Annotated in this window: 20 protein-coding genes and 2 pseudogenes; 5 read left to right on the top strand and 17 right to left on the bottom strand. The window is 57.9% G+C overall.

Translation table 11 applies throughout. From position 1 onward, the window contains the following. Positions 1-420 precede the first annotated feature (420 nt). The 4 genes from EDF61_RS15240 to EDF61_RS15225 all read right to left on the bottom strand — a co-directional run bounded on the left by EDF61_RS15240 (position 421) and on the right by EDF61_RS15225 (position 3,446). Positions 421-1,194, bottom strand: coding sequence for a hypothetical protein (locus tag EDF61_RS15240; RefSeq protein ID WP_133834652.1), 774 nt, complete (start codon positions 1,192-1,194; stop codon positions 421-423). Then, positions 1,194-1,577, bottom strand: coding sequence for a hypothetical protein (locus EDF61_RS15235; protein WP_133834651.1), 384 nt, complete (start codon positions 1,575-1,577; stop codon positions 1,194-1,196). The genes EDF61_RS15240 and EDF61_RS15235 overlap by 1 nt, the downstream gene beginning before the upstream one ends. 553 nt (positions 1,578-2,130) lie before the next feature. Next, positions 2,131-2,673, bottom strand: a complete 543-nt coding sequence (locus tag EDF61_RS15230; RefSeq protein ID WP_133834650.1) for a dihydrofolate reductase family protein — start codon at positions 2,671-2,673, stop codon at positions 2,131-2,133. A 368-nt stretch (positions 2,674-3,041) separates the two neighbouring features. Continuing rightward, positions 3,042-3,446, bottom strand: coding sequence for a hypothetical protein (locus EDF61_RS15225; protein WP_133834649.1), 405 nt, complete (start codon positions 3,444-3,446; stop codon positions 3,042-3,044). Between the two features lie 173 nt (positions 3,447-3,619). Between EDF61_RS15225 and EDF61_RS15220 the strand changes: the two are divergent. Further along, a pseudogene (locus tag EDF61_RS15220) lies at positions 3,620-5,035 on the top strand (IS1380 family transposase). A gap of 949 nt (positions 5,036-5,984) precedes the next feature. Here EDF61_RS15220 and EDF61_RS15215 read toward each other — a convergent pair. The 5 genes from EDF61_RS15215 to EDF61_RS15195 all read right to left on the bottom strand — a co-directional run bounded on the left by EDF61_RS15215 (position 5,985) and on the right by EDF61_RS15195 (position 8,246). Then, positions 5,985-6,260 (bottom strand): hypothetical protein, encoded by a 276-nt coding sequence (locus tag EDF61_RS15215; protein WP_133834648.1) that lies wholly within the window; start codon positions 6,258-6,260, stop codon positions 5,985-5,987. Positions 6,261-6,292: 32 nt separating this feature from the next. Continuing rightward, a complete protein-coding gene (locus tag EDF61_RS15210; RefSeq protein ID WP_133834647.1) occupies positions 6,293-6,853 on the bottom strand; it encodes a phospholipase A2 family protein in 561 nt (186 codons plus the stop codon). A 258-nt stretch (positions 6,854-7,111) separates the two neighbouring features. Further along, positions 7,112-7,528, bottom strand: a complete 417-nt coding sequence (locus tag EDF61_RS15205; protein WP_133834646.1) for a hypothetical protein — start codon at positions 7,526-7,528, stop codon at positions 7,112-7,114. Next, entirely contained in the window at positions 7,504-7,944 is a 441-nt protein-coding gene (locus tag EDF61_RS15200; RefSeq protein ID WP_133834645.1) for a hypothetical protein, read from the bottom strand. The genes EDF61_RS15205 and EDF61_RS15200 overlap by 25 nt, the downstream gene beginning before the upstream one ends. Positions 7,945-8,027: 83 nt before the next feature. Then, positions 8,028-8,246 (bottom strand): hypothetical protein, encoded by a 219-nt coding sequence (locus EDF61_RS15195; RefSeq protein WP_133834644.1) that lies wholly within the window; start codon positions 8,244-8,246, stop codon positions 8,028-8,030. A 268-nt stretch (positions 8,247-8,514) separates the two neighbouring features. Between EDF61_RS15195 and EDF61_RS15190 the strand changes: the two are divergent. From EDF61_RS15190 to EDF61_RS15180, 3 genes and pseudogenes are all read left to right on the top strand, one after another. Then, a pseudogene (locus EDF61_RS15190) lies at positions 8,515-9,799 on the top strand (IS110 family RNA-guided transposase). 334 nt (positions 9,800-10,133) lie between these two features. Further along, entirely contained in the window at positions 10,134-10,394 is a 261-nt protein-coding gene (locus tag EDF61_RS15185; protein WP_133834643.1) for a hypothetical protein, read from the top strand. Further along, positions 10,349-11,383 (top strand): IS3 family transposase, encoded by a 1,035-nt coding sequence (locus tag EDF61_RS15180; RefSeq protein ID WP_133834642.1) that lies wholly within the window; start codon positions 10,349-10,351, stop codon positions 11,381-11,383. Before EDF61_RS15185 ends, EDF61_RS15180 begins: the two co-directional genes overlap by 46 nt. On the opposite strand, the gene EDF61_RS15175 is transcribed toward EDF61_RS15180, so the two are convergent. Next, a complete protein-coding gene (locus EDF61_RS15175) occupies positions 11,326-11,820 on the bottom strand; it encodes an AlbA family DNA-binding domain-containing protein (protein WP_133834641.1) in 495 nt (164 codons plus the stop codon). The genes EDF61_RS15180 and EDF61_RS15175 overlap by 58 nt on opposite strands. A gap of 1,296 nt (positions 11,821-13,116) precedes the next feature. Here EDF61_RS15175 and EDF61_RS15170 point away from each other — a divergent pair. Beyond that, positions 13,117-14,016 carry a CHAT domain-containing protein gene (locus EDF61_RS15170; RefSeq protein ID WP_208294282.1) on the top strand — a complete coding sequence of 300 codons (900 nt, stop codon included), beginning with the start codon at positions 13,117-13,119 and terminating at the stop codon, positions 14,014-14,016. A 242-nt stretch (positions 14,017-14,258) separates the two neighbouring features. Here the strand turns inward: EDF61_RS15170 and EDF61_RS15165 are convergent, their stop codons facing one another. From EDF61_RS15165 to EDF61_RS15135, 7 genes are all read right to left on the bottom strand, one after another. Then, complete coding sequence (locus EDF61_RS15165) at positions 14,259-14,726, bottom strand: SRPBCC family protein (protein WP_133834639.1); 468 nt, start codon at positions 14,724-14,726, stop codon at positions 14,259-14,261. Then, positions 14,723-15,148, bottom strand: coding sequence for a DUF1761 domain-containing protein (locus EDF61_RS15160; protein ID WP_133834638.1), 426 nt, complete (start codon positions 15,146-15,148; stop codon positions 14,723-14,725). The genes EDF61_RS15165 and EDF61_RS15160 overlap by 4 nt, the downstream gene beginning before the upstream one ends. A gap of 954 nt (positions 15,149-16,102) precedes the next feature. After that, positions 16,103-16,882 (bottom strand): nucleotidyl transferase AbiEii/AbiGii toxin family protein, encoded by a 780-nt coding sequence (locus EDF61_RS15155; protein WP_133834637.1) that lies wholly within the window; start codon positions 16,880-16,882, stop codon positions 16,103-16,105. After that, positions 16,879-17,868 carry a hypothetical protein gene (locus tag EDF61_RS15150; RefSeq protein WP_133834636.1) on the bottom strand — a complete coding sequence of 330 codons (990 nt, stop codon included), beginning with the start codon at positions 17,866-17,868 and terminating at the stop codon, positions 16,879-16,881. The genes EDF61_RS15155 and EDF61_RS15150 overlap by 4 nt, the downstream gene beginning before the upstream one ends. Positions 17,869-18,262: 394 nt before the next feature. Next, positions 18,263-18,775: a hypothetical protein gene (locus EDF61_RS15145; RefSeq protein WP_133834635.1), complete on the bottom strand. Its 513-nt coding sequence runs from the start codon at positions 18,773-18,775 to the stop codon at positions 18,263-18,265. A 574-nt stretch (positions 18,776-19,349) separates the two neighbouring features. After that, positions 19,350-20,930 carry an AlbA family DNA-binding domain-containing protein gene (locus EDF61_RS15140; protein WP_133834634.1) on the bottom strand — a complete coding sequence of 527 codons (1,581 nt, stop codon included), beginning with the start codon at positions 20,928-20,930 and terminating at the stop codon, positions 19,350-19,352. Positions 20,931-21,626: 696 nt separating this feature from the next. Further along, positions 21,627-22,442: a hypothetical protein gene (locus tag EDF61_RS15135; protein WP_166650839.1), complete on the bottom strand. Its 816-nt coding sequence runs from the start codon at positions 22,440-22,442 to the stop codon at positions 21,627-21,629. Positions 22,443-22,693: the final 251 nt, after the last annotated feature.

Here is a 22,693-nt window from a genome sequence, read left to right as displayed (position 1 = left end):
GGTGAGCACAAGGTACCGCGCCTGGTCCGCGCTGGAGAACACTGGGCCCTGGGCGTGAGCCAGGTCGAAGAAGGAATTCCCTCACCAGGTGAGCCACCCCGGGGACATACCATCGCGGCCGCACCCAGGTTCTGACCTTCAAGAGCAGCCTGTGAAGGACGCCCAGCGACGCAGGAAACCCAGCGACGTACCCCCAGCTGACGATGCCCAGGTACCCGCCTTGAAGTTAAGAGCTCACCCAGTAAAAACTCCCGGGCCCAAGGGAGACGAAAGCGCCGGCAGACGGCCTGCTTGGTGGTACGTCCCCGGACGGCAGCCTCTGGACTGCCGGGATCCTGGCTAGGAAAACCACGGATGCGCTGAAGAACCTATCCTGCAGTTCTGCCTTGGTCAGGGCGTGCAGGATAGGTTCCGGAAAATCTAGCTGAAGCGGATATTGAACCGTTGGGAAACATCCAGCAGATCTGGATCATCTGCAGGTATTTCCAGGCCCTCGCCCGCGAAAACCAGGTCGTTGTCCAGCCCGTCATCGGTGCGTCGCATCCAAAACGCCCAGCAAGTGCCAATGCCGTGTCGGGAAGTGAAGCGGATCCCGTCAGCGAAGCCGCCGTCAGCGAGCCGCAGGTTGCGCAATCTCGTGGAAATCAAGGTGGTCAGTTTGCGATCTGCTCCGAGCAGGTGGGATAGGTCCACGGCTTTCACACCGCAGGTTTTGGCGATTTCGGGGCCAAAGTTCCGATCGATATAGGCCAGCGAATGCGCTGTGCCCAGGTCGAACCAGACAAGGCCTTCCTTGCTGGCCAGTTCGTAGATCCGTCGTCCTTCACGCCAGTTTTTGGGAAACGTTCCAGGTCCTTCGTGCCCGAGCTCTCGCTGTTCCTCGAGATAGAGAGTGTGGGCCTCCTCCCAGGTGATGCCGAACTGCCCAGCCATGAAGTCGATGGCCGTGCGAGCTCCCCTGTCTATTCGGTACCCGTAGAGGCATTCGGTAAATGCGCCGAGGCGCGTGGACGCTGCGTACAACGTCCGCCCAGTGGTGTCATACCTGTTCCACACTCCGACGTCATCGGGGAAGAAGTAGCCCCGTTGCGGGGGATTAAGCGCACCGTAGCTTTCAGCTGCGATGCGAAAGCCAGCCAGTGGTGCTCGCACGATGCTTGGCTGGCCGTCCGCTTCTTCCAATGCGCTGCTCATTATCCGTTGTAACCTCCTGAGGACATGGCTTCGGCTGCGTCGATCACAGCCTTGAACCGATCTTGGTGAATGGCTTCGACGGGTGAAATTTCGTCGAGCCAGGGGTTGGCACCAAGGAACCACTGGCGAGCTACCTGTTCTCCGTCAACGTCGGAGACCATCATCCACGCACGGTGGGCCAGCAGAATGCGAGCCTGGGACGCATCCGAAGGGATCGTTCCATTCTCCTTTTGCCAGCGGTAGCTTGCCTTGGGGTCCTTGGCGCCCGCTAACGCGGAAACCATTGCAGCCCCGAGGGACGCATTCAGCCTCCGCACGATCTCACGGAAGTCCATGCGGGACGTTTCCGCATGAACCGTCCCTATAGTCGGTGTGATTCCCATCTGTAGATCCTTTTCCTTGCACCTCTGTGCTTCTGAACATAGGCCTCTTGCCTTTTTCACCGGCATCTCTCCGGCAACACAACCTTACCACTGATTTACCACCAAAATAAGTGCTGTTATCACACTTTCAAGCTCCTGCCCTGCAACATGATGGCGGGAAACTGGTGCTCGCTCCGTAGCCGCCCCTGGGGACGAACTCGCTCCGGCGAGCGCTGAGGCACAAGGAGCAATGGCTGCAGCAGCGGGACGTACCGCCCTCGGTCCGGGTCCCAGGCTGGAGACGCCTTCCGTGAAGATGAACGCCCAAGGAGGAGTGAAATGACGCCCGGGCGCAGAGGGGCTTGGAGTGGTCGTCGAGGGTTCTGCTGTTGAAAGAGGGCCAAGGACGTACCGCCAGGGGGACCTCACTGATGAGAGGCGCTGGCCGGCCCTCGCTGCCAGAAGGCCGTGTGGCAGTATGTCCCCCACCAGGGTCTTCAAGCTGCGGGTCAGAGCATCATGATGGCCATGCGTAAGGCGGCGTCGCCTGTCTGGGGTACCAGGAGACGGGGACCTAGTGAAGTACCCGGTACACCAGGTGTACTTCGCTTGCGAACGCTGAAGTTTCCGCCCGTTCCAGCTCGATATGTTGCCCTAAACCTTCAAACAGGGAAATGCCGTTGCCAAGCAATACTGGGGCGATATCAAGATGCAGCTCGTCGACCAGTCCCAAAGCTAGACACTGCCGCGATATCTTCCCGCCCAGCAAACTGACAAAGCCGTCTTGTGCATCCCGTTTGGCGGATTCCACGGCCCCAGCAATGTCATCGACCACGAAGGTATAGGTGATGCCGTCTCGTTCCACCGGCTCAGCGGCTGCATGGGTCATCAGATACACCGGAACCTGAAGCATCCCTCCATAAGGGATTTCACCGTCCTGGATCGTCTGCGTTTGATTTGCTCCGCCGACAATAGCTCCGATCTTCCCCATGACCGAGGCAACGACCTCATCATCTTCCGGCGCGGAGGGATGGCCAAACATCCAATCCACTCCGCCATCAGCATCGGCGAGGAATCCATCGAGAGTGATGGTGGCATGGACAATCACGGTGGCCATAACTTCGTTCTCTTTCACCAAGGGGTAAGGCGGACAGCAAAGCACAGTCAAAAGCCAGCGATCCGGACTGCCTTGTTCTCTGCCACCCTAAAACACCCGTCGGCGCACTGGATAGCCTCTCTTTGAACCGAAGTAGCCTGATGCGCCCGGAAGGCGCCGCCACTTGAACTCGGAGTGCAAACGAGTCGGTGCGAGAGGACGGCGAGCGCCGGCTGGGAAGAGCGGGACGTACCGTCGAGTGCCGCAAGCGATCGATGGACGAAGAAGGGCGCCGACTCATCCTCGCTCTGCCAGGCGGCCGCATGATGGTATGTCCCCCACGATGCCTGGCCGCACCGGCTAAGGTACTTTACGCCTAAACAGGATTCTTATCCTGGGGTGCAGTGCTTGCGAATGAGTGCAGCTAAGCGGCGCTTGTCGACTGTGTTGGGAATAGGGAATGGCACGCGTTTCTTAGTGAGAGACTGCGTAAGGGGCTGCAGTATCTGCACTGTATCTTTACGGAAACCAATAACGTTCAGCTCGTTCAGACGCCACGGGGTTTTTGGGTGAGCTTCACGAATCTCAAGTAACGTCTGAAGGTCTGCGAGATCATTTTCTGCGCTTCGCTCATTCCAAGCGAACGCTTTAAGGACCAATGCCTCTTCAAGATTTGGGACCTTAGTCCTATAGGTCAGGATTTCACCATTGCCCAAGTACGTTTCAACATCAATGATGAGCGGTGCGTAGAGGAAAATATAGTTCAGCTCGGTCAGAGTATCAATCTGCCCCACGCCAGGGACGTTGATAGGTCGAATTCCTGGAGTGCTGCCGGTACGGGAAGCTAGCCCGGGTATTTCATGAAGGCGACAGTCATTAACTGACTCAAAAGAAGAAAAGGTGACCTGAACTGGGAAAATAGTGGTGTCTAATCATCATCCACCCCGTTCAAAGGATCACCTTTTCTGTGAACCATTCTACCCACGTTTTCCCTGCCCTACCGACCCAACCCACCGGCCAAGCCCTCGTCTCCCATGCTGGGTTGTCGGTACTCACCAACTTTCTGAACGCCCTGGACTTCCGCCAGCTTTGCGAGGACCGGTTCAGCCAGTTCGTGCCAGCCACCGCGATCCACAGTCCAGGCAAGATCCTTGGCGCGCTGGCCTTGTCCCTGGCCGCTGGCGGGCAGCAAGCCACCGATATTGACCAGCTACGCGCCGCACCAGAGCTCTTCGGACTCGTGGCGTCTGATGCGACGGTCAGCAGATTCATGCGACGGTTCAAGGAACAGCCCGAAGCTTTCGCCCATGGCTTCGCCACCATGACCCGCAGCCTGTGACCCAAAGTTTGGGCGGCAGCCGGACCACGGAACCCCGCCCAGTTGGCTACGCCAGCGAACCCGCTGGTCATCGACATCGACGCCTCCCTGGTGCACGTGCACTCCGACAAAGAGAACAGTGCCGGAACATATAAAGGCGGGTACGGTTTTTCACCGATGATCGCCATGGCTGACTACGGCAAAGCCCACGGCACCGGCGAAGTCCTCGCGGTGCAGTTGCGCCCGGGCAATCGGGGAGCGAACTCCGCCGCCTCGCATATCGAGGTGCTCAACCAAGCATTGGCCCAACTACCTGATGATTTCTACGACGAGCACGGAAACCTGTATGGAGAGAAGATCCTGGTCCGCACCGATAGCGCCGGATCTTCACGTGAGTTCTTGCATCACCTGGATTCGCTGGGGGTCCAATTCTCCACCTCGTACTCGCTGCCGGTGCTCAAAGAGCGGTTCATCCGGTGGATCGATGAGAAGAAGTACTGGGAACCAGCGCTGACCGCTGACGGTGACCAGCGTGATGATGCGCGGGTGATCGACGCGTCCAAGGTGATCGAATTGAAGGACTACCTGCGGGCTGAACCGTTGCATCCCGGAGCGAAAGCGACCTTGTTCGATACCGACGGGAACAGGGTGACTGCGTTCTTGACCAATAGTCCGCGGTGCAACGTGGCGTTCCTCGATGCCCGGCACCGGGCCCGTGGCCGGTGCGAGAACAGGATCAAAACGCTGAAGAGCGCGGGGTTGGGCAAGTTGCCGTATTGGTCTTTTACCGCGAACCAGGCGTGGGCGGACTTGGCGATGTTCGCACTGAATCTGGTGTCGTGGCTGCAGCTGGCGGTGTTGCCTAGTGGCCATGAGGCTTCGGTCTGGGATTTGAAGCGGTGGCGGTACCGGCTGTTTTCGATGGCTGGGAAAGTCGTCTCTGGCGGCCGGCAACGCCGGCTTCTGATCCCTGAGAAGGCGCCTGAAGCGCAGCTGTTATGCCAGCTGCAAGAAGGCATCGGTACGTTGTTCCAGCGATGGCGCCACGGTGAGCTCACGGCCTGAACTGGTGGTTGATCTGTTGCTTCTGAAATTATGAAAGGACTCCGTTTGGTCCGGGTGCGTGGAGCCCGGCACCCAGCGCCGGTGCGTCAAGGCGCTATTTGGTATGGGCAGAGTCAGGAACGGCCGCCGAGAACCCCTTGGTATCGGATTTTGGCGGCCGTCAGATGACTGATGGAAAATCTGGGCTAGTCTGATTTCAAAAACGTCGATTTTGACCGGGCAATCAAGAACGAAACCGATGTAGCCGATGCTCACGCCAGGTCAAAAGACCGATGAACACATCTAACTCCCTGAGTGATGTTCGGTGTGGCGTGTTTCCTTCCGGCCGTGAACCGCCAGGATTCCACACTCAGCCCCTGTTGAAGATGCACTCGGACATGGTCCTTAGATCGATGTGTAAGCCGGCCTCGAACGGAACAACATCTGCTTCATCTCTGGATTTCTGCTGAAGATGGCACGTAAATTTGCCAGCGTGTCCAATGCCATAGTTCTGTCGCCACCCAGTCATGGCCCCGTGACGGGAGTGACCAGCGCGTTCAAGACCAGAAACCAAAGCCCTCCGAATTCAGTGAAGACGAGGGGCCCGTCTTGGAAGGATTTCCCGCCGTTTTCAGGATAAAAAACAAAAGTGAATGCATTTCTCAGAAATGAAACGCCCCGCCGACAAAGGCAGGGCATTTCGCATCAGCGCTCAACTCGACGAGGTCATCAGACCATCGCCATGGCATCAATAACCAGAACCATGAACACCGACACAGAGCAGATTCGCTTTCTGGTGCATCTGTGCGAGATCAATACAGGGGACGGTCTCCGTGCCATTGATAGCGGCGCTGCTTGCCACTTGCCACTTGCCACTTGCCACTTGCCACTGTGAATAGAACCAGAATACGGAAACGCTAACCCCTTAAAAGGGCCGGCTGCTCGGAATTCCGATAATCCCCATTGCTTTTTATGGACCTTGCAACAAGGTGATGACGACGTTCATGATCTGCAGCGACAGCACACCGAACGCGATTGAGATCACCGCCCACAAATACGCCCGCTTCGCCAGTGCGATACCGCTGCCGATGAGGCCGAACAGGATCGGAAGGAAGAACATCCAGAGCGGCTTCGCTTCACCGGAATTCGTCCAGTCGACGAGCGCCAGCATTGAAAGGAGCACGAGCGCTATGCTGATCCAAGTACCTGCAGGGCACTGACGTCGCTTGCTTACTGCCTCGGTCATTGGTGAACCACTTTCTAATCGTCAATTGAGGTCTACTTGAAAGGATTGCAGAACGAATAGGTGAAGTACACGCTGACTGCGCTGGCCATGGCACGTTCCTTGCCGCCCATCTTGTATGCGTTCCTCTTGATGCCTGAGACCAAATTGCGGTCGCACGAGCACGCGAAGTATCCGCGGGAGCCGTAACAACGGTCGTGCGTGCGGCAGAGCGAGTCGAGAGTATCCACCGCGCGTCCGCCGCCGTGGCCAGGGCCGCACCAATTGCCCCAGAGGGGCATGCCGTAGGTCGTCACGCCTCCGGCCGGGGCCGATTGTGCCGCGCTGTATTCGTTTAGCAGCTGCCCGACCTCCAGCGTCTCGGCGTCAGCGCCGGCTGCCTTGGCCTTCGCAATGTCGAAGTAGACCTGGCCGCTGCGCGTGGTCGTGAACTCCATGGTGGAGTCAACGTTTTCGGTGATTTGGCGCTCAGCGGCCTTCTTTTCCGAATTTGACGGTGCCGCGTACGACGGAGCCGCGAACACGCCCAAACTGGAAACCACCAGCGCGAGTGACGTCAGGAGCGTGATTCCTGATTTATAGATTTTTACTTTCATGATGAGATATTCATCATTTCTCGAGGTGAAAGTCAAACTTCAAGTTAGAGGTGACAAGGGAAAAATTCTTTTGCCTGCCATCCATGCGCTGTATTCTTGCAACAATTCGAGGTTTCCCTTCTGTTTTCAACTATGTTGGATAAATTGCATTGGCTGAGAATATTAACTCGGCTTGTCACAATCTGAATTGTGAATCCAGCGATTGAACTACTTCTTGATAGCCGTGCCAGCTCATGTTCGCAGGTCAAGGAAGGGGTTTCACCAGTGCGGGTCGGTGGCCCACTGGCTGCGCTCGTCCAGATGATGCCGTTTCACCGCAGGAAGTCTTGGGTCGGCTTTAAGCTTGATCTCCATCTTAGCCATTAGGTCATCAGCGATCTCCCATGTTTCCAAGGTCGATGGAGGGTTCACGCCCGCCTCTCTGGCGATGACCCGTCGGTATTTATCGGTGAAGCCGAGAACCGTTGCTCCATCGATATCCCGATCCCACAGCCAGCGTGCCAGAAGCTTGGCCTTCGCTCTGCGATTCGAGGTCGCGACCGTCCCCTGGCGGAAAGGGTCAGCAGGGCTGCTGTCAGGCTGGGCTCCGCTGGATGATGGACGGCCATCATGCGCGATTTGCTCTGGGGACGGCTCTTCGCTGCGAGCAGTCAGCCACCTGTCACGGTCGCCCATTTTCCGCCGTTCGAACTTTGGATCATCGGGGTTGGCGAGGGGGCACGTGCCGTCTGTTTTTCCAGGAGCTCGGCGGCCAGAGGCAGGATGGATGCGGAGTCGTCGTGACTCAGCCCCAGCTCCTGGAGCGCATCCTTGACCTTGCCTTCAACCTGCTCCGGGGTCAGGTCGCGGTCCCACAACCAGCGTGCCACGACTTTCGTCTCGGTCCGGTGCCGTCCAGACGGACTGGCTGGTGGTGAAGCAGCTTGAGCCGATTCGACATGCTCGACCTGCGGCCTGCTTGCTGTGTCCATGATGCCCAGCAGCTCCTGGTTGACTTCGCTGGGTTCCCATACATGGTCGTGTATGAGCGTGCGAATGTCAGCCACCATGTTTTCATAGGCAGCAATGCGGTTGCTTTCCCATCCCAGCATTTATTCCTGCTCCGAACGTCGATGATTAGTGAATTCAGTATCCATCTTGCCCATGTGTGCGGAGCGCGGCGAGAACCTCGACTTCAGTCCCGGTAGGTTTTTCCTTCCCGGTAATTCGGTTCCGGCGCGATGCCCTGGGCGAGCAGCCGCTTCTCGATTCGGCGAACCTGGCGGTGCGGCAATGGATCGGACCCGAACATGAACCAGTCCTTCACCGGCCTCCCGTTGAACGTCCGCCTGGTGATGCCTGATGGAGGCATCTGCCGGTGGCGCAGCTTGGCTTTCCCTGATTTTGCCTGCATGGGCCTCATGTGTGCGGAACCCCGTTATCTTGTTGACAGCCCTAAAAGAGGATCATAGGGACTGTCGGCCGACCAATCCCGGCATGGTGTCTTGCCCCTGCTTATCCAATAGTCCGGGGTGTTGCCACGGGGATTGGATGGCAGCAAGGTGATTGCTGATTAGAGGCACGGCGCCAAAAACGGACGCCAGTCGTAACGTGAATGTAAGACTTTGCTACCGACGGTTGGCCGACCTTGAACAATTAATCGGTCCAAAGGAGCACCGGTCATGAAAACCGAAGACATCCAGATCTTCCTCGGCCTCGACGTCGGCAAAACCGACCACTGGGCCTGCGCCGTCATCCAAGACGGCACCAGAATCTGGAACAAAACCCTGCCCAACGACGAAGCCAAACTCACCGCCGCGTATCAAAAGCTTCTAGCTCAAGGACAGGTTCTGGTAGTCGTGGACCAACCCGCCACCATCGGCGCGCTGGCCGTTGTTGTCGCTCAGAACCTCGATATTCCGGTGGCCTATCTGCCCGGGCTCTCGATGCGCCGTATCGCAGACATGTATCCTGGCTCGGCGAAAACCGACGAAAAAGACGCCTTCATCATCGCCGACGCGGCACGCACCATGCCACACACCTTGCGCAGCATCCGAGTCTCCGACGAGGACGAAGCAACCCTGGGCATGCTCACCGGATTCGACCTGGACCTGGCACGGCAGATCACCCAGACCAGCAACCGGATCCGCGGGCTATTCACCCAAATCCACCCGCCACTCGAACGTATCCTCGGCCCGTGGCTGGAACACGACGCCGTCCTTGAAATCCTCGCTATCTGGCCCACTCCAGCACAACTGAAGCATGCCGGCAAAGCGCGGATCGACGCGAAGCTGAAGAAATACGGTGCCCGCCGGCACACTGCCTGGGCCGTAGCCATCATGGACGCGCTCGATGAGCAAACAGTGGTCGTGGTCGGCACCGATGCTGCTGGACTGGTGATCCCTCACCTGGCCCGGCAACTAATCTCGTTGCACGCCCCGCGGGTAGATGTAGCCACGCACTTGGAAACCCTGGTGGAGGCTCACCCTCTTTACTCGGTCCTGACATCCATGCCAGGGGTCGCCGTCAGGACCCCAGCGATCATCATCGCCGAGACCTCCGGCAAGACCTTCACCAGCGCCGCAGCGTTGTCCTCCTACGCCGGTCTGGCACCAACCACGCGTCAATCAGGGACATCGATCAAGTCCGAACGCGTAAGTCATTCAGGCAACAAACGCTTGAAACGAGCCCTCTTCCTCTCAGCGTTTGCGTCCATCCGTTTTGATCCGACCAGTCGGGACTACTATGACCGGAAACGGGCTCAGGGGAAGCGGCATATATGACCGGAAACGGGCTCAGGGGAAGCGGCATAACCAAGCACTCATCGCGTTAGCCCACCGACGACTCACAGTACTATTTGCCATGATCCGAGACGGCTCACTTTATGACATGCCAGAGCTGAAAATAGCTTCACTTTTTACACAGGGGCACCCCCTTTTTTCAACCACGGTCGATTCCGGCGCATAACCAACTAGTATCAGTGGCTCTCCCAGGATCCGCTCCAAGATCAGTTTCCTGAGACCTGGGACCTGGGACGATCGGGTCATCCGTAGAAACATCCCAGGAGGTCACGCCATTCCAGGTGGCGATGGAGCCATTCACGTGCAGGCGCATGCCGGGGTAGTCGGCGCCATAGCGGATCTCATCCAACGTGAGGGTGCCGAGATTTGACACCAAGTAGCTGGAACAAAAGTACCATTTTGAATCGTCCCGGGTTTTATGCCGCTTTCTATTGAGAGAATGGAAAGCATGCCCAAGCAGTACACCCCCCGAAGTCAAAGCCCGCGCAGTGGACTACATCATGGAACGACTTGACCGCTATAAGTCGGTCTACGCAGCCTGCAATGACATGGCTCCAAAGCTGAACGTCGGTAAAGAAACCCTGCGCCGCTGGGTGCTCCAAGCCCAGGTTGATTCCGGTGAACGAACCGGACCGACCAGCGAAGAACTCGCCGAGATCAAAGCGTTGAAAGCCAAGGTCCGGGACCTTGAAGAAGCCAACGACATCTTGAAGGCATCAGCGATTTTCTTCGCGAGGGAGCTGGACCCTCGCCGGCACTAATCACCGAGTTCATCGACCAGCAACGCGAACACGGCTACGCAGTCCAGCAGATCTGTGATGCCCTGAATACTCAGGGCCTGAAGGTTTCTGCCCGCACGTATCGCAGTTGGAAAGCAGCTGAACCAGCACCACGGGTCGTCACGGACGCACTCATTTTGAACGTTCTTCATGACCTGCAGAAACCTGATGAAAAGACGGGGAGACCGAAGCCCGAGGTTCTTTATGGGCGGAGGAAAATGCTGGTCTGGTTGCAGCGCAACGGCTTCCCTGACATCTCAAAACACACCGTGGATCGGCTGATGCGTGTGGCTGGGATGAATGGGCTGGTGCGGGGTCGGAGAACGACTACAACGATCCGCGCTAAAGATAAAATCCGGGCGAAAGATCTATTGAATCGGAACTTCTATACTGATGCACCTAACAAGGTGTGGGTCACTGATTTCACTTATGTTCCGATTCGTGGCGGGTTCGCCTATGTGTCCTTCGTGATCGATTTGTTCTCACGCCGGATCTTGTCCTGGGCTTCGTCGACCTCGCATGACACCGAGTTTGTGGAGGAAGCTCTCCAACTGGCCCTATGGCAACGCCGGATTGAGCAAAAAGCGCATGTGAGATCGGCCTTTGGCACCATCCACCATTCAGATGCGGATAGTGAATATACCTCTCAGAGGTACACGCAGACGCTGGCGATGGAGGGGCTGGTGCCGTCGATCGGAACGATTGGGGACGCATTCGACAACGCGGCCGCCGAAACGGTGATGGGGTTGTTCAAGAACGAGGCGGTTGCTAAGGATTCACCGTTCCGCACTGGAGTCTTGGCTACCAAGGCGGACGTGGATGACGTGGTCGTGGAATGGGTGCACTGGTACAACAACGACCGGTTGCACTCGACCCTCGGATATCGGGCTCCGGTTGAATTTGAAGAACTCTATTATGATGAAATGAGCGGCTCGTTACCCGATGAAGCCGCCAGTAAACTGGCGGCGTAATTTCCGGGACGGTTCACCAGCGGGAAGCCATCACGCGGGGGCGCAATGTAGATCACCGCCAGCTGATATGAGCGCCCCTCATGAGTAATGGTGTGAGCCTGCGAACGGATATCGATATGTCCATCCACGTAACCTGCGACAGCATCTTTCAGGGTTGCTGAATCGAGGCTCTGACCACAGAAATCCGTCCCTTCAGCAGGGCGACCATTATCCTCAGCTCCTATCACGAGGTAACCGCCCTCTGGCTGGTTTCCCATCGCCGCGCAGTCCTTGATGAACTCCAACTTCTTGATCTTGTCGTTCAAATCGATGGTGCGTTTGAAATCAAGCGAAGAAAACTCTGCCTGGGCCCCCAGTAACTCCAGAAGTTTCTCCCGGTCGACCCGCCCATCACAAACAAACGGCTGCGGCGGAACTCCAAGTGGCGACTGCTCCATCTACGAGTCCTTTCAAAAACTGCACCAGTGCTTCGGCGATCTACCGATATATCAATCATGAACCATCACCCCGCCAGTTCAGCCTCACCCAAGATCCGTTCGCTACCAAGCGAGATAGCACGGCGAGCGCAGATGAGACGGGGCAGGTGGGGGACGTACCGCCCACAGGACGGGTTCCAGGAGGAAGAGGCCTTCCGCGACCGTCAGGGTTCTACAGCCGAAGGAAACCAAAGAACGCACCGCCGGGGGCTAGGATCTCACTCATGAGATGCGCCGGCCGGCCCTCGCTGCCGGCAGCCCGCCGAGGGTATGTCCCCAGCCTGCAGCGGGTTAGCTTGCTGAATTCTGGGGTGGATGCCTGAGATCAACGTCTGGGGGCAGCGCCTGGAAAGAGACCTAACATCGACAAGTAGCCGGACCTGGTCGAACGAGGACCTGATTCGTTGATAGCGCCCGAAGCGTAGATCCACTCCCGCAGCGCTACATGACGGTATGTCCCCACCGGTCTGCAGCGCATCAAGGCCTCCGGTACTTCAAGACCGCGGTTGCCCCATCGTCCAGTCCATGGTGAAGCCACCACGGCCTCACTGCGTTAGATCCTGGTAGCGGGTACACGGCGAGCGCAAGGCATGAAGCCAGCGTCCAAGGAGCATGCTCAGAGCTCCGGACCGAGTCCTTGGTCGAGGAAGGCGCCGGCTGGTCCTCGCTGCAGGCGGCTGCGTGATGGTATGTCCCCCAGCGCCGGCTTCGCCTCCCCCAACTGGACGCTGGGCTGAACGGACGGTGATCTTGCTTGGAGCGGTAGACCTCGATCCTTGTTCTTATATTGAGGTTGATGCCACCGAAAGTTCCTGTTGCAGCTGCCAGACCTGGCATCTGCAGAAAGACTCCGATCGGATCTGCCACAGCGCTCGGGCAAGGCGGCATGCACTCGCCAAACGCACCAGGCACAGAAGCTCACTTCGAAGCATCTCTAGGACAAAATGTCAGGGCGCTTCAGTACGATGACCCCAAGGTGCGAAACTCCTGCCAGGTGGTGAATGTCCTGAGGACGAGCCGGCGGGATCTTTCATTAACAAGAAAGGCAAGACCATGGCTCGAAGTGACTCACTCCGTTCGGAGATCGCTCGTTTACAAACGCGTAAAAGTACCTTGTCCTCCGATATTGCGAAGGCTGAAAAAGACGCGGCTACAGCGCGTGAAGCTTCCCGAAGAAAGCGTGACCAGGCAGCACGGTCCAAGAGTCCCTCTACTGCCCGCAGTGCATCGTCCGCAGCGGAACGAGAGGACAAGAAAGTGGCGGCCGCAGAAGCCAAGATTGCGAAAGCTCGAAAAGATGCAGCTGCTGTGGAGAAAACCATAGCAACTAAAAAAGCCTCGCTGCGCTCCGCTGAAACCAGTGAAACCCGCAGTGCCGCTTCCAAGCAAAAGCAGGCCGACGCTCAGCGACGGCGCGAAGAACTGGCGCACGCCCGGGAAGTATCCCGGCTCTCCACTCCGCGTTCGGAAATTCGTTTTGTCCAGGTGCGTCCGCCAGAGCCAGAAAAGCTGCGGGTCCTCTATCTCACCGCGAATCCCGAAGCCACCGAAGAAACTCTTGTTCTGCCGGACGGCACTGAACAACGGTATGGGACATGGCTACGCGTGGATAGAGAAGTTCGCGAAGTTCGCAAAGCTCTGCGTGGCACGAAATACCGCGACCTCGTGGAAGTTGAACACCTACCCGCTGCCACCGCTGGCGACCTGATTGACGGACTCAATGACCACCGGCCACACATCGTCCATTTCTCCGGCCATGCCAACTTTGAAGGCCTCCTCCTAGAGAATGAAACTGGCAGCAATGAGGGCAAAGGAATCACCTTCGAGCTCTTCGCGCAGGTCCTCGGCGACACTGACGATCCGCCGCGGCTCCTTGTCCTCAACGCCTGCGAAAGCCTTGCAGGCGCCGATGAGATCCTCTATACGGTGCCAGCAGTGATCGGGATGTCTGAAAGCATCAACGACAGTTCAGCGATTATTTTCGCTTCAGCGTTCTACTCTGCGATTGCGTCTGCTCAATCGCTGGAAACTTCACTGAACCAGGCGAAAACCCGTATGAAGTTGGCATCGTTGGAAGGCTCCGAGCTTCCAGAGCTCCGCGTCCGTGACGATGTTGTCCCCCGCGATCTGGTACTCGTCACTCCACCTGCAACATAGCACCACGCAAACTTGTCCGAGTGGCACCTGCCACTGAGTGGCTTACCCATACTCAGCAATCTCATTGGCCCGCGCCTTACCGTCTTGCCAGACGTTTGAGCATGATTCGCGGTCTTTGAATCCTCAGCACAGTAACCCGCGTTTTAGAGCGACTGGGAGCTACAGCAAGATGCCACGGCCAGGCAGGTCCCATGATGGCCTCATTCCTGGCCTGGGTCCAAGAAGACCGGGATCACGTTGCTCTAAGCGGATGCAGATTCGGCGGCGATGGCGATCGCAGCCAGGTCTTGCCGCATCGCCCGTTTCGTGACTGCCCTGCCAAGAGGCGCCATAATGGCACCGATCAGGCGCTGTGCGAAGTTTGCCCTCTGTTGCTCTCCACAAAAGCGCATGGTCAGCGAGCATCCCGTTGCCGTCGGCGTGATCTCGAACCCTGTTGTGTAGCGCATCCCGTGCGATTCAGCGGTGAGTTCGGTCGAGCGTTCCGGGTCAACGGCAACCACCTCCATCACTTCGCTCGCTTCGGTGCCGAACATCTTGCGAGTTTCCCGCCAGCGGGTTCCGACACCATAGGCGGGTCCAGCAAGATGCTCGATCCCGGTCACGCCCGGCAGCAAGGCCTTTGCCTCTTCGAGGTTGGTCAGAACGTTCCAGACTGCCGATGGCGTGGCCTTGATCTGCTGCTCGACCACGATCTTATTGGCGCTCATGCCGGCGGCCAGACGCCGATGATGATCGCCATGACAATGATTGTGATCGCCTCGTTGAGCACGGTGAAACCAGTCGCCGCGAACTTGCGCGGATCGAATGCGTCATGCACGACGATGCGGGTAGCCGTGAATCCTACGAACAGTATGATCGAGCCGATCAGGGCGTTGGCGAAGAACGATCTGCCGTAGAACGAGAACGACAGCCATGCCGCGCCAGCGAGCACCCAGGCGGTCAGGAAGCTGCCGATGGCGGGGACCGCATAGAGCAGCGGCGATCCGCCGTTGAGAGAGGATTCATCGTGTCCGACTGCGCGCATCCATGCAGTGCCCAGCACCTTCGGATGATAGAAGACGAAGCCTACGAGCATGCTCGAAACCGTCGCTGCGATAACAGCGAGATAGTTGATGTCAGGTAGCTGCATAACGAGAGTATATATCCCTGCCCTCACCGTGCATCGGAGCGGAGAACTGGTCAGTGTGTTCGTCCGGACCGGACACCGCCCGGTGTCGCGGCGGGCACTCAAATACCGCATAGGCGGCCTGCCTGATGACGCAATTCCCCGTTGCTCACCGCCTCCCTCATCATGCGCAAGAAACTTGAGCCCACGGCGAGCGCACGAGGCAGCAGTGGCGGTTACAGTGGCGGGACGTACCGCCGGGGGCTAGGGCCTCACTCATGAGATGCGCCGGCCGAATCTGCCGCCGCCCGCCTGATGGTATGTCCTCCAGCTTGCAGCGGGTTAGCCTGCTGAGTTCTGGCGTGGATGCCTGAGACCTGTGCCCGGGGGCAGCGTCTGGAAAGGGACCTACCGTCCACGAGTAGCCGGACCTGGTCGAGCGAAGATCTGGTTCGTTGATGACGCCAGATGAGTGGATCCACTCTTCGGGCGCCGCATGGCGGTATGTCCCCACCAGCCGGCAGCACAGCAAGGCCGCCTGCCCGCCAGAACCCGCGCCTGCCCATCGGCCGATCCATGGTGAAGACACCACGGCCTCACTGTGCCTGTTCCTGGTAGCGGGTACACGGCGAGCGCTGTCGGTGGGCCGAGCAGTGGTGACGCTCATCGATGTGGTTTCTTCTACCTCGCGAGGGGCTGAGTGGGTGTGTCCTGCGATTCCGGGCTGCTGCGCCCTGGTCTCTGCCAGTCTGGTAGCGCGCAGTTACGGCATGCCTTCGCTTATGGGCCCGCAAGGCGTTTTCGGGGCGGGCGAAAAGTGTGGGGTGCTAGGAGACGTACCACCTGCCGGCAAGACGGGGCCTGGTTACGATGGGCGCCGGCTCATCCTCACTGCCAGGCGGCCGAGTGATGGTACGTCCCCCACACGGCGCCAGACAGGGTCCGGCTGCGGGCCCCTGCCTGGTTCGGAACCTTCTTCTACTCTGGGGTGCAATGCTTGCTTATGAGCGCAGCGCAGCGACGCTTGTCCACGGTATCCGGGACCGGGAAAGGGGTGAGCTTCTTGGAGAGTTCCTTCACCAGCGGTTGCAGTACGCGCACCGTGTCCTTGCGGAAACCAATGAGGTGCGGTTCGTTCAAGCGCCACGGCGCCTCTGGATGGGCTTCACGGATTTCCAGCAGCGTGTGAAGATCCGCGAGGTCCTTGCCCATGACCCGCTCTTTCCATGCGAATGCTTTGAGCACGAGTGTTTCTTCGAGGTTGGGGATGCGCGTCTGATAGGACAGCTTTTCACCGTTATAGAGATCCACTTCGACATCCACGATGAGCGGATCGTAATGGAAAATGTAGTCCAGCTCTGGGAGGGTATCGATTTGGCCCACACCGGGAACCGTTTGAGGTCGAATGCCTGGGGCGGGTCCGGTGCGTGGGGCGAGCAAGTTGATTTCCACTCGTTGTTCAGGGGCGATGTCCTGATAGAACAGGTTCCCGCCTTTCTTGGTGAAGTTCTGTGCGAGGAAGTTTTGTGCCATGGGAGCGGCGATTTCCAGGCTGCCGATGGCGGTGTCGGCATCTACCGTGGACCTGGCAATAGCATTGGTCGTGGGGTAGACATGCAAAAGCAGGCGGACCATGTGCCCACCGACGATGCGGTAGTCGTTGCCTTCGGCTGCCTCCGCGACCGCTTTTTGTCCTCGATATCCCAGGTCGTCAGCATTGCTCGTGGACAGGGTATAGATTTTGTGCGGATCGGTCATAGCGAAAGAGTTGTGGTGATCAGAGCGGCAAGGTGTTCTGCTGCTTCGTGGCTGTCGATATCGTTGCTGTTCAAAACGTCCCAGTAGACCAAGACAGCATCAGCAAGATCCATGTCCTCATGAATGGCGAAGGCGCCGATCCAGGTCAACCGCCACACAGTGGGGTCCTCGGGGATGCAAGTAATCAGCGTGGCTTCCTCCAACGGGGCAGGGACAAAGCCGCAGCCGGCCAAGTCGACAGGACTGTCGACGTAGATCCGGCCTCGGGTCGGCAGTTTCCACGGCATCAGCCGGTCCGCCGCCACATCCCCGCTCACGAGAGGGTTCGCATCAAGCAGTCGAGCCTCTTCTACAGCGTTCAGGGTTTGCTCAACGATAGGGTCGAGGCTGTACCAGCCGAATTGCTGCCCACCAGCCCCGGGGTAATGCGCCCTCCAGCGCTCCAGCAGCTTGACCGGCTCCAGGGTTTCCACCCCATCAACAGTGTGGGTGGCCAAGGAGCCGAGGTCTTTGCAGACACGAGAGACCATCTGCTGGCTCACTCCCGCATACTCGGCGATCTCCGACTGGTGCAGGGGTGTATCAGCCAGCAGGAGGCACCGCTCAATGGCCCAACGCCCCCACGCTTTTCTGCCGGAAGCTGCTTGACGCTGAATGGGAGTCGATTGTTCGACTTCGGGAGTGAAAACTGTCCCTTTGAGAATCAATTGCAGCGGCTGCTGCGTGAGCACATCCACCTGACCTTCTCGTGCTTGCTCAATCACGCTATCGGTAGCCGTGCAGCCGATAAACAAGGGACGTACCGGAGAGCCGCGATGAGCAATAAAGTTCCGCAATGTATGAGCGGTAACCCGCTGCACCGAAGGGACCATCGACATCAAGAAGATGGCGTTATCCGGCGAGCGCAGCACCCTAGAGCGGGCGCTCGTGCCTTCTTCGATGCTGAAATCCAGTTCCCTAAGAAGAGAAACGACATCAATATCCATGCTCACCACCTGTTACAACTTTCATCCCATACTACGGGTTGAAAGTTGTTAGACAAACACAACACCAAGAGGTATAAGCCTCACAGGCGTTGTGAGTGGTAGCCGGCATTGGGTTTGTGAACTTGTCTCGCGGTGTGTAGATCTTTGTGTTGAGGATGGATACCGGCGCTTCGGTTTCGTCCTTCCTTGTGCCATTGGACCTGAGCTAAGCCTGCGTTGATGAGTTTTCTGCCTCGCTGGAAAGGGTTGCCCTAGAATCCCTACCGGTTTCTTGGGTTATAGGAACAGCGGACCCACCATCAGGTGACCTGCTGCGGGAGGCATGCAGGCCATTCAAAAACCTGCACGGAAAATAATAATGCCCCCTCACGCGCTTGAGGAAAATCCCAAGTCTCTACAGTTCGTTGAGCGGACGTAAGCCCGGATGAGTGAAATGCTCAGGCTTTTGCATGGGCTCCCCCGCGGCATCAAAGAACACCCGGTAATACACCGTGGTCAACCGCTGGTCAACGCCGCTCAACGTCCCGGCCCGGTAGGCTTCAGAGGCCCACTGCGGGTAAATCGCCCACAGCCACGCATCACATTCCCCAGAGGGCAACGGCACTCTGGAGCCGGTGACGCGGTGATGGCCCGCAATCGACAAGGTCAGGCAAGTCCCCTCAGCCACTTTGCCTTCGGTCAGCCACGACAAATCAGAGATGTCTGATCCCAAGGTCAAATCGACCAGGGGATCCCATAATGACTTCACTGGTCCCAGACCGGGAATTCGGCGCGAAGGGGCATCAACTGTTGCTGGTCCGGTATGCCCCTGGGGTCCAGTGACCTTCCGGAACAACGCCTCGATCTTCTCCCCGTGCTTCTTGGCGATCCGTTCGGTCAGCTCTGGGACATCCATGCTCAAGTTCATGAGGACGACTATAGCCACCACAACCGACAACCACAGTGGCGAAGCAACGAAAACGGCGAAAAGCACTGGAAACACCAGCTATGACGAGTGCACCACAACAGCGGACTCACCACCCCTCGACACGGTGAGCGCCCAAGGAACAAGGTGCAGTGGATGTCATGGCGGGACGTGCCGCCTGCGGGACGAAGCCCAGGCAGGTGATGGCTTGCGTGGTCTTCTCTTGCTGCGGCTGAAGGAAGCCGAGGACGTACCGCTTGTCTCCCCGGGGGCAAGGGCTCCATTCAAGAAAGGCGCCGACAGCCCTACTGCAGATCACTTGCCGGACAGTACGTCCCCCAGCTGGCTGGCAGCGGGTTAGCTTGCTGAGCTCTGGGGTAGGTGCCTGAGATCGCCCTCCGGGGGTCAGCATCTGGAAAAGGGCCGACCATCGACGAGTCGCCGGACATGGTCGAGCGAAGACCTGATTCGTTGATGGTGCCCGAAGCACGGATCCACTCTTCGGGCGCCGCTGTGGAGGTATGTCCCCCGCCGTGCCTGGCAGCGCATCAAGGCCGCTGGTTGCATAGCAAGTTATCTACCAAGAGGATGACGGCGGTTTTATTTGGCTCTGAATAAAGCCAGCGCCAAACGCCTGGTCGCTACTGGGCCAATACCCGCCGTAATTGAAAGACTGCTTTCGGGCCAAATCATAGACCTCGCTGATGACCCCCGCGATTTGTTCATCTGAGTTATCCCCGAAAATCTGGGTTCGGAAAGTGTCGTCCTCCCCGTCGAGCTTTTCGAGAATCGGCTGGATACGATCCTGCCGGTAGGCAGCGCAGCTCGGATAAAATTCATAGTGGCCATTCCCAGGGTTCTCATTAAGAGCTATGCAGCACCAGAGGAAATCGAACTGCAACAGCGAGTCAAGTAATGCATCAGGGATCGATACGAGTTGATCTTCTACCGATGCTTCCTTAGGCATGTAGTCCGGGCTCAACTGGGGTGTGTTTACAAGGATCTGCCGAGCAGCAGAGATCATCCCAACACCAGCCTTGTCGTTGTCAAAGAGGTTGGCACGGGATGCTTCGGTGAGCCCGTGGCGGATCCATGATTTATACCCATACGGGGACGTACCGATGGGGTGCAGCACTATTGAGCGCAGAACTTCATAGTGTTCGGTTCTCAGCGCCAAAGATCCAACGACCATGACTCTGGAGATGATTTCCAGACCATAGCGTATAGCGCTGTATTTGAGGATCGTCGCGTTCTCGTAATTGCGTTGATAGGCCTTGTAAAGCGCATCGGTCACTTTGATCAGGGTGTCAGTGTCATCAAAAACGCAGGCTTCGCAGGCAAGAGCAGTGAGTTTATCGAGAATCTCAACCCGGCGGTCATCGTCTTCGATGGCTTGTTCGTAAGCCGAGGTTCCAGTGAGAATCACGCGTTTAAGCATGGACGACTGATTAATTTCGAGGACTTTTCGTACTGACGCGGTGAAAGTCGGTAGGTCCATGTCAAGGTCAGGCGCTACCGGATGTGCAGGACCTGTAGCACCCATTTGCGCCACGACCCGGTGGATCAGTTCATCGACATCCGCGCGGGCTGCTGAGCGCACCTGTTGCTGCAGCTTATGCAGAATCTGCTCCCATGTCTTATGGGAGGCAAGGACGTTCTGCGAACCCTCCCGGGTATAGACCGCGCCTTGCTGGAAGATCGGCTTTCCATTAGGCACTGCTCCTAGCTTTTTAGTCACCAAAGGAAAGCCATCGCGCGGGGGCGCAATGTATATGACCGCCAACTGATATGACCGTCCCTCATGAGTGATGGTGTGAATCTGCGAGCGGACGTCGATATGACCATCCACGTAACCTTCGACTACTTGTTTAAGGGCTGCTGAATCGAGGTTCTGACCACTGAAGTCAGTCCCCTCAACAGGGCGGCCGTTATCTTCAGCTCCTATCACGAGGTAACCGCCCTCTGGCTGGTTTCCCATGGCCGCGCAGTCCTTGATGAACTCCAGCTTCTTGCTCTTGTCGTTCAAGTCGATGCTGCGCTTGAAATCAAGCGAAGAAAACTCTGCCTGGGCCCCCAGTAACTCCACGAGTTTCTCCCGGTCGACCCGCCCATCGCAAACAAACGGCTGCGGCGGAACTCCTAGTTGAGGCTGCTCCATCTACGGTTCCTTTCAAAAACTTCACAAGTGCTTCGGCGATCTATCGATATCCCAATCATGAACCATCACCCCGCCAGTTCAGCCTTACCCAAGATCCGTTCGCTACCAGGCGAGATAGGACGGCGAGCGCAGATGAGACGGGGCAGGTGGGGGACGTACCGCACTCGGGGCGGGTCCCAGGATGAAGAGATCTTCCGTGGTCGTCGGGGTTCTGTTGCTGAAGGAAACCAAAGAACATAGCTGCAGGCCAAGGGCAGTGCCTGATCGATACCAGTTCCTCGGGGTGCTAACCCACTGTTGCCCACGGCCCTTGGCGTGTATGCCTGAGATCAATGTCTGGGGCAGCGCCTGGAAAGGGACGTACTATCACTTCTAGCCGCCGGGCCCGGCCGAACGAGTAACTGATTCGTTGATGGCGCCCGAAGAGTGGATCCACTCCCACAGCGCCGCATGACGGTATGTCCCCACCGGCCTGCAGCGCATCATGCCGCCTATGCTTCAAGACCGTGGGCCCCATCGTCCAGTCCGTGGTGAAGCCACCACGGCCTCACTGTGTTAGTTCCTGGTAACGGTTACACGGCGGCGCAAGGCATGAAGCCAGCGTCCAAGGAGCATGCTCAGAGCTCCGGGGGCGAGTCCCTGGTCCAGGAAGGCGCCGGCTGGTCCTCGCTGGGTATGCCCCCCAACCTTTGCGGGTTAGCTCGCTGAGATCTGGGGTGGGAGAAAAGCGATCTTCTGGGCATTGTCGAGCGACATGTAGGGTGCGCCTTGAACGTTTTCCTGGAAGTGGCCTTCGACAATGAAGTACCACCCGCTGAAGTCGCTGATACTTTCCAGGTTCTTGGCTTGCAGCAGCTCGGCGAGCACCTCTTTGTGGAGTCTGACGGCAGGCTTTTTCTCATTCACGTAACCGGTATCCAGGAAATATCCTCGTGCGTGGTGGACCTGTCCCCAGAGGATCATTGTGGTGCTTCTAAGGGTGAATTCATCGACGTGAACGCAACCATCGGCGATCGTCGTGCGGGTTCGATCGCTCAGCGTTAAAGCCCTTCTGCTGTGGCGGAAATCTGGGTCATCGATCAGCATGCCCAGCAAAGGCCCGTAGCCTACCGACCCTGCACGCCGCTGTCTGTCAGCGCCTTGATGCCGGTGGGTCCGCCCCGGTGATCCAGTGGCCCCGGGGGTGTTGTCGGTGACCGGCCGGTTCTGGGGCAGAGGATCAAGACGGATGACCAGCTCGTCCGCGGTGTTGGCGATAGCGTTGAATTCTTCGACAGCTCGTTGCAGTTCAATCTGCTCATCGCTCTTCAATCTAAACCGGCAATGGTCTGAGTGGCGCCCCCAAAAGTAGGCAGAACCACCGCTCTTGGAGCGTATGTGCCATCTCATTGGCGCTCCGCAATCCTGGTCGAGACAGCTCCAGCGCCCTCTATAGGGCTCGCGGTCTTGTTCTCGCAAGTCCGAGGCGTAGATCTGCTGTACACCATCAAGCCATGCCCAACGCATCGCCATTCCCCTTTCAAGTTCCTTTATTCAGATGCTTGAGATGAAACCTACCAGCCATCACCCACAGGAACGTTGATCCATCCAGCACCCCTGCCCAAACCATGAGACCAGGCGCAGCGCGGAATCGCTCTCCGACCCCGCCCGGTCCAGAATGCCGACTGCAGAACCGACGAGCCACTAGCTGAATCCCAGCAAATGCTGAGACAAGCGTTGAACAGCGAGCGCCACAGCGAGAAGGAAGGTTCTCTGGCCGAGAG

This window comes from Arthrobacter sp. JUb115 (assembly GCF_004365035.1).
GTDB lineage: Bacteria > Actinomycetota > Actinomycetes > Actinomycetales > Micrococcaceae > Glutamicibacter.
Note: the sequence above shows the minus strand (reverse complement) of the source record. Positions and strands in the feature narration are given on the sequence as shown.